The organism is Ketobacter sp., assembly GCF_003671495.1.
Taxonomy (GTDB): domain Bacteria; phylum Pseudomonadota; class Gammaproteobacteria; order Pseudomonadales; family Ketobacteraceae; genus Ketobacter.
This window is the reverse complement of record NZ_RCHN01000012.1, coordinates 35,512-50,253: the sequence shown is the minus strand read 5'-3', so window position 1 is coordinate 50,253 and position 14,742 is coordinate 35,512. Positions and strand designations below refer to the sequence as shown.

Below are 14,742 nucleotides of genomic sequence, written 5' to 3'. Positions count from 1 at the left end.
CCAGCTCAATGCCCCGTTTTGCGTCCTTCTCCGCTCCGGCTGCCTCATCTCTGAGCGCCTATCCCGTCGAAGTGGTGCGCATTATAGGCATCTCAATTACAACGTCAACGCTTTTTTTAACTAAAGTTTCAACATCTTATGCTTGATTTTTTGCTTGTTTCCAAAACGCCATCAACGTCTCCGCTGGAAGCCACAGAGCTCACCGTGCGCAGGAAAATCAAGCTTAATTTGGCGGCGTGAAAAGAGTGTAGCCGGGGGCGGGAACTTTGCCGAATTATTTCCTCCCCAGACGCCAGCGAACGACGAACAGCAGGGACAGCGCAAGGAAAAACAGGGTGACCTGGAGGTAGTCGAGCTTGGCGATCCAGACCATATGGAGCAGCCCTAGCACAGCCACCAGGTAGACCAGTTTGTGCAATATACCCCAGCGGCGCCCCAGGCGGCGGCGGGCAGCCCGGGTGGAGGTCAAAGCAAGCGGCACCATCAGCAGCCAAGCCAGCAGTCCAACATAAATGTACGGTCGCTGGGTCACCTCTTCCATCACAATTCCCCAGTCGAACCCCGCCCAAACACTGATGAACGCGGCAAGATGCAGCGAGATATAGGCAAACGCCCATAGGCCAAGGGCACGCCGATAGGCCACCCATTGGGGAACGCCGGTTAATAAACGCAGGGGGGTTAGGCTGAGCGAGCCCCATAGACTGCAGGCGCCAAAAAAGCCCAGCTCGCGAACCAGGCGCTCAGCGGGGTCTGCGCCGATTTCGCCAGAGAGCACCAAATAACTCAGCCACACCAGAGGCAGGCATGCCCCAAAGTGGACGATGAAGCGCAGCATCAAACCACTCGGACTCAATCAGTAATGGGTTTTGAGGTTCATGCCGGCATAGAGGGGTCCAACCTGCTCCTCGTAGCCATTGAATTTTTGCGTCGGTATCCAGTTCGGATCCCAGATACTGTTAGGCAGGCGGCGCTCCCGCTTCTGACTCCAACGGGGATGATCCACCTCGGGGTTCACGTTGGCATAGAACCCGTATTCCTGTGCAGCCAATTGCTGCCAGGTGGATCGAGGTGCTTTTTCAACGAATTGTATTTTGACGATGGACTTTATGCTTTTGAAACCATACTTCCACGGCACCATGAGGCGTAACGGCGCCCCACTCTGAGGCAACAAGGCCTTACCATAGACGCCCGTGACCATAAGTGTTAATGGGTGCAGCGCTTCGTCCATGCGCAACCCCTCAACGTAGGGCCAGGGGATGGTGGACCGGCCAAACTTTTGTGCAGGGAAACGATCCGGATCCACCAGGGTTTCGAAACGCACGTACTTGGCCTTGGAGGTAGGCTCGAAACGCTTAATCAGATCGGCCAACGGAAATCCAACCCAGGGTACCACCATCGACCAGGCTTCCACACAGCGAAAACGATAGACACGATCTTCGAACGTGTGGGGCCGCAGTATGTCTTCCAGCGTATAGTGGCCAGGCTTGGCCACCTCACCTTCCACCTTGACCCGCCAGGGGTCGACTTTGAATCCTTCGCTGTTGTTCACCGGGTCATTCTTGCCGGTGCCGAATTCATAGAAGTTGTTGTAGGTCACCACATCTTTGTAGGGCGTTGGCGTTTCTGAGGTGGATGACGGCCATTTGCTGCTGTTGGCCAACTTGGTTTTCATCATTGCTTGCCAAGTGACACCCTGCTCTAACGCCATTGCAGGCACACTCTTCAGCGTTGCCAGCCCGGCCCCCATTAGTCCCACAGCCCTTAGCCAGTCGCGCCGCGACCAATAGCCGGTTTCAGGGGTGATTTCGAAGGATTTTGGCTCGGTTTTGTCTCGTGACCTGATCAACATCGGGAAGCGCCTCATCTAACAGTTATAAGTTAGATGTAGTCGACTCCCGGATGTTTCACTTTTTTCGTTTGAAGGCCAGCAGCGGACCGCTGATGGCGTAGATGAGGAAAATCGCCAGCAGCATGCCGGCGGGGTAGGATGCCACCACCGCCAATACCAGCACCACCACCAGAATGGCCACGAAAGGCACCCGCCCTTTGAAGTCCAACTCTTTGAAACTGTTGTATTTTACGTTGCTGACCATCATCACTGCGGCAAATGCAGTCAGGAGCGCCGCGATACCGGCCACCGCCTGCCCGTCAAAACCGCTCTCTGTGCCAAACCAAACCATCCCGGCCACCACCGCGGCGGCGGCAGGACTGGGAAGACCGGTAAAATAGCGCTTATCGGCGGTATCAATCTGGACATTGAAACGCGCCAGGCGCAAAGCAGCACAGGCGGCGAAGACAAAGGCCACCATCCAGCCGATTTTGCCGAGGTTGGACAGAGACCAGGAATAAGACACCAATGCCGGCGCCACGCCAAAGGAGATGCAATCGGACAGGCTGTCGTATTGCGCCCCGAACTCGCTCTGGGTGTTGGTCATGCGGGCAACCCGGCCATCCAGCCCGTCCAGTATCATTGCCACAAAGACCGCTATGGCGGACTGTTCAAACATACCGTTCATGGCCGCCACAATGGCGTAAAACCCTGAAAACAGCGCTCCAGTCGTAAACAGGTTGGGCAACAGATAGACGCCCTTACGGCGGATCTTTTTGCCACCGACGACCTCTTCACCCTCCACCACTTCAAATGTGACGCCATAATCCTCAAACTCAGGGTGCTCGGCTGGATCAGTGGGAGTGGCAGCAGATTCGGGAGCAGTTTTAGCGTTGGTCTGCTGTGCCGGTTCGGCTTTAGGCTCATTTTTCTGGTTGGCTTTCTCTACCATATTGGCACCTTCTACCCTTGGATCTTTGTATCTTTTCGCAATTGTTAGCTGTTGACACTGGCTGTAGCGTGCAGGGCACACTCGCCTCGCCTTGGGTTAATGTGGAGCGTCATAGTCAATTTTGCAACCACATTACAATAATTTGATGACGGAAAACAAAAAACGCGGCAATTGCCGCGTTTTTTGCTTCAACAGACCCAATCAGTTCTTGGATTTGTCGATGATTTTATTAGCCTGAATCCAAGGCATCATTTCACGCAGTTTAGCGCCCACCTGCTCGATGGGGTGTGCCGCGTTGTTGCGACGGTAGGCCGTCATGGAAGGATAGTTGTGTGCGCCTTCCGAGATGAACATCTTGGCATATTCACCATCCTGAATGCGTTTCAGCGCGTTGCGCATGGCTGCACGGGACTGATCGTTGATCACTTCCGGGCCGGTCACATACTCTCCGTACTCCGCATTGTTGGAGATGGAGTAGTTCATGTTGGCAATGCCGCCTTCGTACATCAGATCCACGATCAGCTTCAGTTCGTGCAGACACTCGAAGTAGGCCATTTCCGGAGCGTAACCAGCTTCCACCAGGGTTTCAAAACCGGCTTTAACCAGCTCAACCGCGCCACCGCAGAGCACCGCCTGCTCACCGAACAGATCGGTTTCAGTTTCGTCTTTGAAGGTGGTTTCGATGATACCGGTACGACCACCGCCCACACCACAGGCATAGGACAGAGCGACATTCTTGGCATTACCGGAAGCATCCTGATAAATAGCGATCAGGTCAGGGATGCCGCCGCCTTTCACGAATTCGGAACGCACTGTGTGACCGGGCGCTTTAGGGGCAACCATGATCACGTCCAGATCTGCACGGGGTACAACCTGATTGTAGTGAATCGCAAAACCGTGAGCAAAAGCCAGTGTCGCACCCTGTTTCAGGTTGGGCTCGATTTCTGTCTTGTAGAGTTGGGCCTGGAATTCGTCCGGGGTCAGGATCATGATCAGATCCGCCCACTGCACCGCTTCCGGTACCGCCTTGACACTCAGGCCAGCCGCTTCGGCTTTGGCCGCAGAAGCAGAACCTTCACGCAGAGCCACGACAACTTCAACGCCGGAATCCTTCAGGTTGTTTGCGTGTGCATGGCCTTGTGAGCCGTAACCGATGATTGCCACTTTCTTGCCCTGGATAATGGAAAGGTCGCAATCTTTGTCGTAATAAACTTGCATGGGTCTTCCTCTATATGTAAATGCTATCTTCGCAATAATGTAATGAGTTGCTTTTCATTCGCCGGCTTACAATGCCAGCACCTTGTCGCCACGGGCAATGCCGGACACCCCGGAACGCACCACTTCCAGAATCGAGGCCTCCCCCACGGATTCCAGGAAAGCATCCAGCTTGTCGCTGGCTCCCGCCAGCTGCACGGTGTAAACCGAACTGGTGACGTCGACTATCTGGCCACGGAAGATGTCAGCGGTTCGCTTGATTTCAGCACGCTGGGCACCGGTGGCCTTCAATTTCACCAACATGAGCTCGCGCTCAATATGGGCCCCCTCACTCAGGTCCACCAATTTTACCACCTCGATCAGCTTGTTCAGCTGCTTGGTGATCTGCTCAATGGTCCGATCCGAGCCACTGGTAGTCAGAGTCAAACGGGACAACGTCGGATCATTGGTGGGAGCCACGGTCAGCGTTTCAATGTTGTAGCCTCGCTGGGAGAACAGACCCACAACCCGCGACAACGCACCTGGTTCGTTTTCCATCAGGATTGAGATAATTCGTCGCATGATCAGGTTCGCTCCGTTTTGCTCAGCCACATGTCACGCATGGAGCCGTCTTTAATCTGCATGGGATAAACGTGCTCTGTGGGATCCACCGAGATGTCCATAAACACCAGGCGATCCTTCAGGTCAAACGCCTCTTTCATGGCACCTTCCAGATCTGCCGGCTTGGTCACTCGCATACCCACATGGCCATAGGCTTCCGCCAGCTTGATAAAGTCCGGCAGGGACTCTTCATAGGTGGAGCTGGAATGGCGACCCTGATACTGCATATCCTGCCACTGACGCACCATGCCCAGGGACTGGTTGTTGAGGTTGATGATCTTCACCGGGAAGTGGTACTGGAGACAGGTGGACAGCTCCTGGATGTTCATCTGGATACTGCCTTCACCGGTGACGCAAGCGACAGTGGCGTCCGGTCGCGCGACCAGGCAACCCATGGCCGCCGGCAGGCCGAAGCCCATGGTGCCCAGACCGCCGGAGTTGATCCACTGGCGGGGATGCTTGAACTTGTAGTACTGGGCGGCGAACATCTGGTGTTGCCCCACATCGGAGGTGATGATGGCTTCACCATTGGTGACCTGGTACAGCGCCTCGATGACCTGTTGCGGCTTGAGCAGGTCAGGATTGGTTTCATAGCGCATGCCGTGGTACGCACGCCAGGCATCAATCTGCTTCCACCAGGCTTCGATGGCCTGCTGGTCCGGTTTCTCGTCGGTTTTCTCCAGCTGCTCCAGCATCTCCTTCAGAACCTGATCCACCGGACCCACGATGGGGATGTCCACCGGAATGTTCTTGGCAATGGAGGCCGGGTCCACATCCACGTGGATGATTTTGGCGTTAGGGCAGAACTTGGACGTGTGGTTGGTAACACGGTCATCGAAACGGGCGCCGATGGCCATTACCACGTCGGCATGGTGCATGGCCATATTGGCTTCATAGGTGCCGTGCATTCCCAGCATCCCCACGAACAGAGGGTCATCGCCCGGGAAACCACCGAGGCCCATCAAGGTGTTGGTGCAGGGGAACCCCATTTTTCGCACCAGCTCGGTCAGCTCAGCGGCGGAATTGCCCTGAATGACACCCCCACCGGTGTAAAATATGGGACGCTTGGCCGCCATCAACAGATCCACGGCTTTCTTGATCTGCCCGGAATGCCCCTTGGACACCACATTGTAGGAACGCAGCTTTACCTTGGCGGGGTAGTTGTACTCATAGGTGATGGCCGGATTGGTCAAATCCTTGGGAATATCCACGAGCACAGGGCCGGGCCGGCCGGTACTGGCTATATAGAATGCTTTCTTGATGGTCGCCGGGATGTCTTCCGTCTTTTTGACCATGAAGCTGTGCTTCACAATGGGACGGGTACAACCCACGATGTCAGTTTCCTGGAAGGCATCATCGCCGATCCAGTCCGACTGCACCTGCCCGGTGATGACCACCAGGGGAATGGAATCCATGTAGGCGGTGGCAATACCGGTGACGGTATTGGTGGCGCCGGGACCAGACGTTGCCAGACAGACACCCGTCTTACCGCTGGTTCGGGAAAACGCGTCCGCCATGTGAGCTGCTGCCTGCTCATGGCGAACCAGCACATGGCTAATGCTTTTTTGTTGAAACAGCGCGTCATAAATATGCAGAACGGCACCACCAGGGTAGCCGAACACAGTCTCTACACCCTCGTCCTTTAACGCCCGGACGAGCATTTCTGCACCAGAAAGAAGTTCCACGATCTCACACCTTAATCCTGAACAAGCAGCGTCAGTCCCAATGACCGATCAGCCCTTGCCCAAGCCTGTTACAATCCAATTAAAGTCATGAATGTCAGTTCCACCCCATTGCATTACCAATCAATCGGGGCGGCCTGTGGGTCAAAGCTAGCTTGGCAATCAGAGCACGGGGGTTTTGGCCCAATTGCCTCATACGCTGTTAAGCCTATGATTTATCTAGCGAGATCGACGGGGTATGGCAGGTAAGCCGGCGCGCGGGGCCTGCCCAAATGTGGCGATACTCTCGCTCTAGCGCAAATCGGTCAGGTTTCTCCCAGCGATTTGCACCCACCTCAGTGAGCCGCATATCTTGACGACGGATGTAAATTTTGTCAATAGAGTATCTTTATGTGGAAAACCATGAACTTAGCGCGGTTTCACCTATACTTTTCAAATAGCGCCTCAATAGCGCTGCTGAATTCACAAAATGAGCGCGAATTCCTGCGAACCCGGCGCCCAACCAGCTATAGTTAGAGTAGTTACTTCACAGATTAGAGCAACGTCATGATAAAAAAACCATTACTGCTGCTGTCCGCCCTGTGCATATCCCTGCTGATCTCGCCTGCCAGCCACGCCGGCAAGTTCTATAAATGGGTGGATTCACAGGGGGTCACGCACTATGGTGAGAACCCGCCGGACACCGAAACCGCCTCGGTGGTGAACGTAAAAACCGGTGCCTCCAGCGATCAGGAGCAGGCCATTGAAAAACTGGAGGAAAAGCGCAAGGCAGCGGAAACCGCCCAGCAAGCTCCCCAGGAGGAATCCGCTGTTGAGAAACAGAACCGTGAGATTATGGCCAACAATTGCAAGATCCAGCGCCAGAACCTGGCTCAGCTCAAGGCCAACCGCCGGGTTAAGGAAACCGATGCCAACGGTGAAGTACGTTATCTCGGTGAAGATGAGATCAAGAAACGGGTTGAAGAAGTCGGCAAATATATCGACGAAAACTGCAAAGGTCTCTGATCCCTTCCGCCCCACCTGCGTGGGGCCTGACTACCCCCGCATTCCCCCTGCCTGCTGAGACGACAGCGACTGTACTGCCTGGCTCTCCCTGAAAAATTGCAGCAGCCGTTCCCGGTTCAGTGGTTTGGCCAAATGCGCATCCATGCCCGCCCTGAATGCCTTATCTTTGAACTCTTCGAAGGCGTGGGCGGTCAGTGCGACGATCGGCACTGCCCTCAAACCCTGGGCCCGCTCATACTCCCTGATACGGCGGGTGGCCTCGTAGCCGTCCATCTCGGGCATTTCACAGTCCATCAGCACGTAATCGTAGGTTTGCCCTGCTTGCTGATAATGCTGCAACGCCTCCACGCCGTTGGCCACCAGGTCCAGCTGTTCCACCCAGGGCTTCAGCAACTCCTTAATGACCAGCTGATTGACTGCGTTGTCTTCCGCCACCAGCAGGCGTAACTTTCTTCCAGCCAGGTCAAGCTCTGGCCGCTCCCGGGCAACATTACCTGCTTTGTGCGCGAGATCCGGGTTGGCCATCGCTCCCGGTTCCCAGCCCAAGCAGGCGTTAATATTGAAGGGGGATTCGTGAGTCTGAGCGGATGCCGGCGTCCCTTGATAAAGGGTGCAGGTGACGCTTTTATCGGAACCAACGATGCGGATTGACCCTGGGGGAATGCGATCGCTTTCATCGCGCAGCACCACCATGCCCTCCATTTGCAGGCATTGTTTGAGAAACGCCTCCAGGGGTGGATAGTCCATACGAGTCACAACCGCCGGCGCCGGATGGCGTCGCCCAGCTGAACTGCCCGGCACTACCGGCAAGTCCAGCTCAACCCGGAACTCACTGCCTTCACCCTCCCGACTGTCGACATGGATGCTCCCTGCCATGGCTTCCACCAGACGCTTGCTGATGGCGAGCCCCAGGCCGGTGCCACCGTATTTTCGACTAGTAGAACGGTCACCTTGACTGAAGGATTGAAACAATCGCTCCTGGGCCGGTTTCGATAACCCGATGCCGGAATCCGATACTTCGATCCGCACCCGCTGGCAACCCTCCCCCACTTGACCCTCATCCACGCACACCACGCGAACAAACACATGGCCCTGTTCTGTAAACTTGATGGCATTGCCCACCAGATTGAACACCACCTGTTTGAGCCGGGTGGGATCACCCATCAATGGACTGTTCAGGGAAGGACTGACAAAAGAGGCCATCAGCAAAGATTTCTGCCGCGCAGATGCTGCGAAAATCCCTACAGCATCATTGATGATCTGGTGTAACGACATGGGAATGGATTCCAGTTTCAGCTTACCGGACTCAATCTTGCTGATGTCCAATATGTCGTTGAGGATGTTTAACAGCAGCATGCCAGAGCTTTCGATGGTGCCCACCATGCGGGCCTGCTCTTTATTGAGCGGTGTATCTTTCAGCAGGTCCAGCATACCCAACACGCCGTTCATCGGAGTGCGGATCTCATGACTCATGACCGCCAGGAATTCACTTTTGGCTTTACTCTCGTATTTTGCCTCCATCAATTCCCGTTCTGCCTTTATTTCTTTTTCCCGGGCCTGGAACTGGATTTTCTCCAGATTAAGACGATCCTCGCGCAAGCGGTTGATGCGCGCTGTAAGTGCCAGCGACAACAGGATGGTCTCCAGGGCAGAGCCAATTTGCACCAGATTATGAGTGAACCAGTTGTAGGGCAGCAGCGCGAACTTGCTCAATGCCATCACCACGCAACCAAACACAAAAACGTTCCAGGCCACGGTGAAAATCCGGGCATCAACCTCGTATTGAGACCAATGGCGAATTCCCAGGTAACCGATGGTGGAGGCACTGGTTGCCGTCATAAAGGTGGAGATGGGAACCACATACTGGTAGGGAAATACCAGGCTGGCCAGGGACAACACCGGAGCGCCCACAATCTGCAACATAACCAATTGATGCAACAGGGGCGATACCTCTTTGATCCGAAGCATCTTGTTGGAAAACAGATTGGCACACCCGGTCGCGATGGGAATAAAGAAAGCGATACTGACGGCGTTCCATTGCGGGTGGGCCGGCCATAAAAACTGAAAGGCGGTGCCATACAATACAGTTTGAAACAGCAGCACCCCCACCATCGTGAAGACGTAATACAGATAAACAATATCGCGAACCCCCCACACCAGAAACAGGTTGTAGAAGATCATCGACAACATTAATCCGTAGTACAGATTGAGCCAGGAAAGCCGGTGCTGATCCGTCTGCCAGAACTGGGACTCACTCCATAGGGCCAAAGGTACCTGGATACCATTACCACCCTGAATTTTCAGATACACCGTGGACTCGGATTCCGGTGGGAAAGACAGGGGAAATACCAAGTTACGATGATTGATCGGGCGTTGCCGGAAGTCGACATTGTTGCCGATCTCCAGACTGCCCAGCGTGCGGTCACCCTGCATGTGGATGAGCTCAACCCGGCCTAACAGGGGATAACCCACTTCCAGCAAACGGGACACCGTGTCGACTTGGGGGTTGCTGACGGTAAATCGTAACCAGAGCGTGTCGTGGGTAAAGCCGAAATTGGGCACCGTATCGGAGTGCCGTTGCCAGGCAGATTCCGCCGGGAGGTTCTGACTTGTACCCGGTTCATGCAACAACACATATTCCAACTGGGCATAATCAAATTGCCCAGTGCTGTCGCTTCCGGCGTCAGACAGGTTCAGCTCCGCCAGAGCGACCGACACGCCGAGCATGTGCAACAGGATGAAAATAAAAGCAAACGTGCGCAAACCACCATACCACTTTGCGGATTGAGAACCGGAACCGACCAAAGCGGAAAACTCAATTAGGGAATTGGCCTTGGCACCATTCGTACTACACATCAATCTATTAAGGATAGTACGAATCCGGGGGCTGCGCCGGAAGCATGCAAACGGCAGAGGCCCGGACATGTCCGGGCCTCTTGGGGGGACTTAACCTGTTGAATGTGCCGCTATTTGGTGAAGCGGATAACGTTTTCCACCAGGGCTCCACGAATGGTATCTCCGGGCAGAAACTCCCCACTCAGGATGGACTGGGCCAGAGGATTTTCGATCTCCCGCTGAATCGCCCGCTTCAAGGGCCTGGCACCGTACACTGGATCGAAGCCGGCTTCCACCAGACGGGCCATGACCTCGTCCGACAAGTCCAGGGTCAGATCCCGGTCCGCCAGCCGTTTGCGCAGGTTGGCCAGCTGGATCTCAGCAATGCCCTTGATCTGCTCATTCAACAGCGGATGGAAGACCACGAGTTCATCAATGCGGTTGATCAACTCCGGTCGGAAGTGCGTGGCTACAATGTCCATCACCGCGGCTTTCATACGGTCATATTGCTCTTCGCCTGCCATGGTCTGAATGACGTCAGAGCCCATGTTGGAGGTCATGACAATCACCGTGTTACGGAAATCCACAGTACGCCCCTGTCCGTCGGTAAGGCGTCCATCCTCCAGCACCTGCAGAAGAATGTTGAACACATCGGGATGCGCTTTCTCCACCTCATCCAGCAAAATCACGGAATAGGGTTTGCGGCGCACGCTCTCGGTCAGGTAACCGCCTTCTTCGTAGCCTACATAGCCTGGGGGGGCACCGATCAACCGGGCCACAGAGTGCTTCTCCATAAACTCGGACATATCGATGCGCACCAATGCCTCCTCGGTATCAAACAGGAACGTCGCCAAGGCTTTACACAGCTCGGTTTTACCCACACCGGTGGGCCCCAGAAAGAGGAATGATCCGTTGGGTCGGTTCGGATCAGCCAAGCCGGCGCGGGAACGACGGATGGCATCAGACACCGCTTTGATGGCCTCATCCTGCCCCACCACACGCTGGTGCAGGGCGTCCTCCATCTTCAGCAGTTTTTCCCGCTCGCCTTCCAGCATTTTGGACACGGGAATACCGGTCCACTTGGACACCACCTCGGCGATTTCCTCTTCCGTTACCTTGTTGCGCAGCAGTTTCATTTCCATCATTTCCGCCTGGGCCGCCATATCCAGCTGCTTTTCCAACGCGGGAATACGACCGTACTGCAACTCGGACATTTTGGTGAGGTCGCCGCTGCGGCGGGCCTGCTCCAGATCAATACGCGCCTGTTCCAGATCCGCCTTGATCTGCTGGCTACCGTGCAGTGAGGCTTTCTCTGCGGTCCAGACCTCATCCAGATCCGCGTATTCTTTTTCAATTTTGTCGATGTCGTCGTTGAGTTTGTCCAGGCGTTTGCGGGAGGCTTCGTCTTCCTCTTTTTTCAGCGCTTCCCGTTCCATCTTCAGCTGGATCAGGCGACGGTCCAGGCGATCCAACTCTTCCGGCTTGGAATCCATCTCCATGCGGATGCGGCTGGCGGCCTCATCGATCAGGTCAATGGCCTTGTCCGGTAACTGCCGATCCGTGATGTAGCGCTGGGACAATTTGGCGGCTTCCACAATGGCGGAGTCGGTGATGTTGACGCCGTGATGCACTTCGTAACGCTCTTTCAATCCGCGCAGAATGGCAATGGTGTCCTCCACCGAGGGCTGATCCACCAACACCTTCTGGAAACGGCGTTCCAGCGCAGCATCCTTTTCAATGTACTGACGGTACTCATCCAGCGTAGTGGCGCCAACGCAATGCAATTCACCCCGGGCCAACGCCGGCTTCAGCATATTGCCGGCATCCATGGCGCCTTCGCTTTTGCCGGCACCCACCATGGTATGCAACTCATCAATAAAGAGGATCACACTGCCCTCTTCTTTTGCCAGTTCATTCAACACGGACTTGAGGCGCTCCTCGAACTCTCCTCGGTATTTGGCACCGGCCAGCAACGAGCCCATGTCCAGGGACAGCACGCGCTTGTTTTTGAGACCTTCCGGCACTTCGCCGTTGACCACCCGTTGCGCCAGACCTTCCACAATGGCGGTTTTGCCCACACCAGGCTCCCCAATCAGCACCGGGTTGTTTTTGGTGCGACGCTGCAACACCTGGATGGTGCGCCGGATTTCATCATCGCGGCCAATCACCGGATCCAGTTTGCCGTCAGCGGCGCGCTTGGTCAGATCCAGAGTGTATTTCTCCAGCGCCTGACGGGATTCTTCTGCATTGGGATCGTTCACTTGTTCACCCCCACGAATTTTTTCAATGGCTGTTTCCAGATCCTGCTTGGTGATGCCCAGTTTTTTGAAGATCTGTCCGGTGGTACCTTTGTCCTCCACCATGGCCAGCAGCACGATTTCACTGGAAATGTATTTGTCACCACGCTGCTGCGCGTATTTATCCGCCACGTTCAGAATGCGCCCCATGTCGTTGGACATGTGCACGTCGCCATCGTGGTTCTGCACCTGGGGCAAACGGATCAGTTGGGCGGTGACTTCGTCCTTCAACTGGCCTACGTTGGCACCGGCCTGGGCCAATAACGGCTTGATGCTGCCGCTGGCGTCTTCCAGCATGGCCGACAGCACATGCACCGGCTCAATAAAATTATGATCCCGCCCCACTGCAATCGACTGGGCGTCGGATAACGCCATCTGCAGCTTGCTGGTCAATCGGTCAATTCGCATGTAACACCCTCGTAATCTTTTCTGCTCTGCGGCGCACCTATACGCCCCTTAAACTGCTTTACAATTTGGGGGCGCACAGGCGCTTTTTCAACGCCTTTGAGCATTTAAAGGGGAAAACGAAGTGGCGTTATTGAGCTGGATCAATCCAGATCAGGGACAACAGGCGTCCGGTCACCGGCTGGCGACGGAAGGAGAAGAAGCGGGGGTCACCGAAGGTACAATGGCGACCACCGGAGATGTGGCGTACGCCGGCTTCCTGCAAGCGGGCTCGGGCCAGGCTCACCAAATCACATTGCCAGCGTTGCCGAGGGTTACGTTCAAAACAGGTGCTGAGGTGGGGGGCCTGTTGCAGAAAAGCGTCCCGCACGTCGTCCCCCACCTCATAGTTGGGCTGGCTGATGGCTGGCCCAAGCCAGACGAGAATCTCCGCGGGATCGGCCTGGAATGTTTGCAGGGTGGCTTCCAATACACCATCCGCCAGGCCCCGCCAGCCAGCATGGGCCAGGGCCACCTCATCGCCGGCTGCGCTGGCAAAAAAAGCCGGTAAACAATCCGCTGTGTGCAGGGTACACACCTGCCCGGGCTGCCTGCTGTAGACACCGTCGGCTTCCCGCTCGAGCCCGTCGCCTTGCGCCTCCACCACCTGAGTACCGTGCACCTGCCGCAGCCATTGCGGTTCGGAATGCCACTGAAAGTAACTGGACAACGCAGCACGGCAGGCCGCCACCGAAGCCGGATCGTCCCCTACATGGTTGGCGGTGTTGAAGCCGTCGTAGGGTGGTTGCGAGCAGTCCCCATACCGGGTTGTGCACCAGGCCCGCACCCCCGGCAGCGACCACTCCGGTTGCAACCAATGGGCCGGATAGTCGTCACTGATCGCTGGCAACGTCATCCCGCAGCACCTTGATCATGTCGCGAAAATCCTCTGGCAGCGGCACTTCCCACTCGCAATATTCGCCGGTGGCCGGGTGCTCCACCCCCAGTTTCCTGGCATGCAGGGCCTGGCGTTTGAACTGGCGCAGGGCTTCCACTAATTCAGCGGTGGCGCCCTTGGGAATACGCAGCCGCCCGCCGTAGGTGGGGTCACCCAGCAGCGGGTACTGTATGTGGGCCATGTGCACCCGGATCTGGTGGGTGCGCCCGGTTTCCAGTTGCACCCGGATGTGAGTGTGCGCGCGGAAGCGCTCAATCAACCGATAATGGGTCACCGCGGGCTTGCCGGAGTGGGTCACGGCCTGCCGGGTACGCTGGGTGGGATGGCGCCCGATGGGCTCATCCACCTTGCCACCGCCGGTCATGACACCCTGGACAATGGCTTCATATTCCCGGAAAGCGGTTTTTTCCTGCAACTGGGACACCAGGGAGGCATGGGCCTTGAGGGTCTTGGCCACCACCAGCAGACCGGTGGTGTCTTTGTCGATGCGGTGCACGATGCCCGCCCGGGGCAATGTGGCCAGTTCCGGCGCATGGTGCAGCAGGGCGTTCAACAGCGTGCTGTCACGATTACCTGCCGCCGGGTGCACCACCAGCCCCGCTGGCTTGTTGATCAACAGCAGGTGCTCGTCCTCATGGACAATGTCCAGGTCGATGGGCTGGGGCTCCCAGCTCTGCTCTGGCTCCAGTTCGGCGTCGATGGTCAGGCTCTCGCCGCCGATGACCTTCTCCCGGGGCTTACGGGGCTGCCCGTTGACCGTCAGCTCGCCCCGCTTGATCCAGGTCTGCAGACGGGAACGGGAAAAATCCGGAAACAGCTCCGCTGCCACCTGATCCAGCCGCTGGCCGGCCTGCTCATCGGTCACCTGGGCACTGAGTTGTATTTGCTGGGTCATGGAACTCTCTCTTAACGCGGGGGTCGGATATTTTACCTGATAATCAGGGCAGAAACCTGACTTTGCTGCGGTGGGCTGCCCTGGGCGTTCA

At 56.1% G+C, this 14,742-nt stretch carries 11 protein-coding genes; 1 reads left to right on the top strand and 10 read right to left on the bottom strand.

Features of this window, described 5'->3' with window-relative positions:
• Nucleotides 1–274 precede the first annotated feature (274 nt).
• The 6 genes from D9N14_RS04920 to D9N14_RS04895 all read right to left on the bottom strand — a co-directional run bounded on the left by D9N14_RS04920 (nucleotide 275) and on the right by D9N14_RS04895 (nucleotide 6,280).
• Complete coding sequence (locus tag D9N14_RS04920) at nucleotides 275–835, bottom strand: sulfite oxidase heme-binding subunit YedZ (protein WP_290577550.1); 561 nt, start codon at nucleotides 833–835, stop codon at nucleotides 275–277.
• Between the two features lie 18 nt (nucleotides 836–853).
• Nucleotides 854–1,849 carry a protein-methionine-sulfoxide reductase catalytic subunit MsrP gene (gene msrP, locus D9N14_RS04915; RefSeq protein WP_290577548.1) on the bottom strand — a complete coding sequence of 332 codons (996 nt, stop codon included), beginning with the start codon at nucleotides 1,847–1,849 and terminating at the stop codon, nucleotides 854–856.
• A 55-nt stretch (nucleotides 1,850–1,904) separates the two neighbouring features.
• The gene (gene pssA, locus D9N14_RS04910) at nucleotides 1,905–2,780 is read right to left on the bottom strand and encodes a CDP-diacylglycerol--serine O-phosphatidyltransferase (RefSeq protein WP_290577546.1); all 876 of its coding nucleotides are present in this window, start codon (nucleotides 2,778–2,780) and stop codon (nucleotides 1,905–1,907) included.
• Between the two features lie 201 nt (nucleotides 2,781–2,981).
• Nucleotides 2,982–3,998 carry a ketol-acid reductoisomerase gene (gene ilvC / locus D9N14_RS04905; protein WP_290577544.1) on the bottom strand — a complete coding sequence of 339 codons (1,017 nt, stop codon included), beginning with the start codon at nucleotides 3,996–3,998 and terminating at the stop codon, nucleotides 2,982–2,984.
• A 66-nt stretch (nucleotides 3,999–4,064) separates the two neighbouring features.
• The gene (gene ilvN, locus D9N14_RS04900) at nucleotides 4,065–4,556 is read right to left on the bottom strand and encodes an acetolactate synthase small subunit (protein WP_290577542.1); all 492 of its coding nucleotides are present in this window, start codon (nucleotides 4,554–4,556) and stop codon (nucleotides 4,065–4,067) included.
• Nucleotides 4,557–4,558: 2 nt separating this feature from the next.
• Nucleotides 4,559–6,280, bottom strand: a complete 1,722-nt coding sequence (locus D9N14_RS04895; protein ID WP_290577538.1) for an acetolactate synthase 3 large subunit — start codon at nucleotides 6,278–6,280, stop codon at nucleotides 4,559–4,561.
• Between the two features lie 543 nt (nucleotides 6,281–6,823).
• Here D9N14_RS04895 and D9N14_RS04890 point away from each other — a divergent pair.
• Nucleotides 6,824–7,282 carry a DUF4124 domain-containing protein gene (locus D9N14_RS04890; protein WP_290577536.1) on the top strand — a complete coding sequence of 153 codons (459 nt, stop codon included), beginning with the start codon at nucleotides 6,824–6,826 and terminating at the stop codon, nucleotides 7,280–7,282.
• A 30-nt stretch (nucleotides 7,283–7,312) separates the two neighbouring features.
• On the opposite strand, the gene D9N14_RS04885 is transcribed toward D9N14_RS04890, so the two are convergent.
• From D9N14_RS04885 to rluD, 4 genes are all read right to left on the bottom strand, one after another.
• A complete protein-coding gene (locus D9N14_RS04885; protein ID WP_290577534.1) occupies nucleotides 7,313–10,045 on the bottom strand; it encodes a hybrid sensor histidine kinase/response regulator in 2,733 nt (910 codons plus the stop codon).
• A 203-nt stretch (nucleotides 10,046–10,248) separates the two neighbouring features.
• Nucleotides 10,249–12,822, bottom strand: coding sequence for an ATP-dependent chaperone ClpB (gene clpB / locus D9N14_RS04880; RefSeq protein ID WP_290577532.1), 2,574 nt, complete (start codon nucleotides 12,820–12,822; stop codon nucleotides 10,249–10,251).
• 127 nt (nucleotides 12,823–12,949) lie between these two features.
• Nucleotides 12,950–13,714, bottom strand: a complete 765-nt coding sequence (pgeF, locus tag D9N14_RS04875) for a peptidoglycan editing factor PgeF (protein WP_290577530.1) — start codon at nucleotides 13,712–13,714, stop codon at nucleotides 12,950–12,952.
• The gene (rluD, locus tag D9N14_RS04870) at nucleotides 13,692–14,651 is read right to left on the bottom strand and encodes a 23S rRNA pseudouridine(1911/1915/1917) synthase RluD (protein ID WP_290577528.1); all 960 of its coding nucleotides are present in this window, start codon (nucleotides 14,649–14,651) and stop codon (nucleotides 13,692–13,694) included. Before rluD ends, pgeF begins: the two co-directional genes overlap by 23 nt.
• Nucleotides 14,652–14,742 lie beyond the last annotated feature (91 nt).

Bases quoted from the DNA above. Each gene is read 5' to 3' on its own strand.
- D9N14_RS04920 (WP_290577550.1), bottom strand. From the start codon at position 835: ATGCTGCGCTTCATCGTCCACTTTGGGGCATGCCTGCCTCTGGTGTGG.
- ilvC (WP_290577544.1), bottom strand. From the start codon at position 3,998: ATGCAAGTTTATTACGACAAAGATTGCGACCTTTCCATTATCCAGGGC.
- D9N14_RS04890 (WP_290577536.1), top strand. From the start codon at position 6,824: ATGATAAAAAAACCATTACTGCTGCTGTCCGCCCTGTGCATATCCCTG.
- msrP (WP_290577548.1), bottom strand. From the start codon at position 1,849: ATGTTGATCAGGTCACGAGACAAAACCGAGCCAAAATCCTTCGAAATC.
- pssA (WP_290577546.1), bottom strand. From the start codon at position 2,780: ATGGTAGAGAAAGCCAACCAGAAAAATGAGCCTAAAGCCGAACCGGCA.
- rluD (WP_290577528.1), bottom strand. From the start codon at position 14,651: ATGACCCAGCAAATACAACTCAGTGCCCAGGTGACCGATGAGCAGGCC.
- pgeF (WP_290577530.1), bottom strand. From the start codon at position 13,714: ATGACGTTGCCAGCGATCAGTGACGACTATCCGGCCCATTGGTTGCAA.
- ilvN (WP_290577542.1), bottom strand. From the start codon at position 4,556: ATGCGACGAATTATCTCAATCCTGATGGAAAACGAACCAGGTGCGTTG.
- clpB (WP_290577532.1), bottom strand. From the start codon at position 12,822: ATGCGAATTGACCGATTGACCAGCAAGCTGCAGATGGCGTTATCCGAC.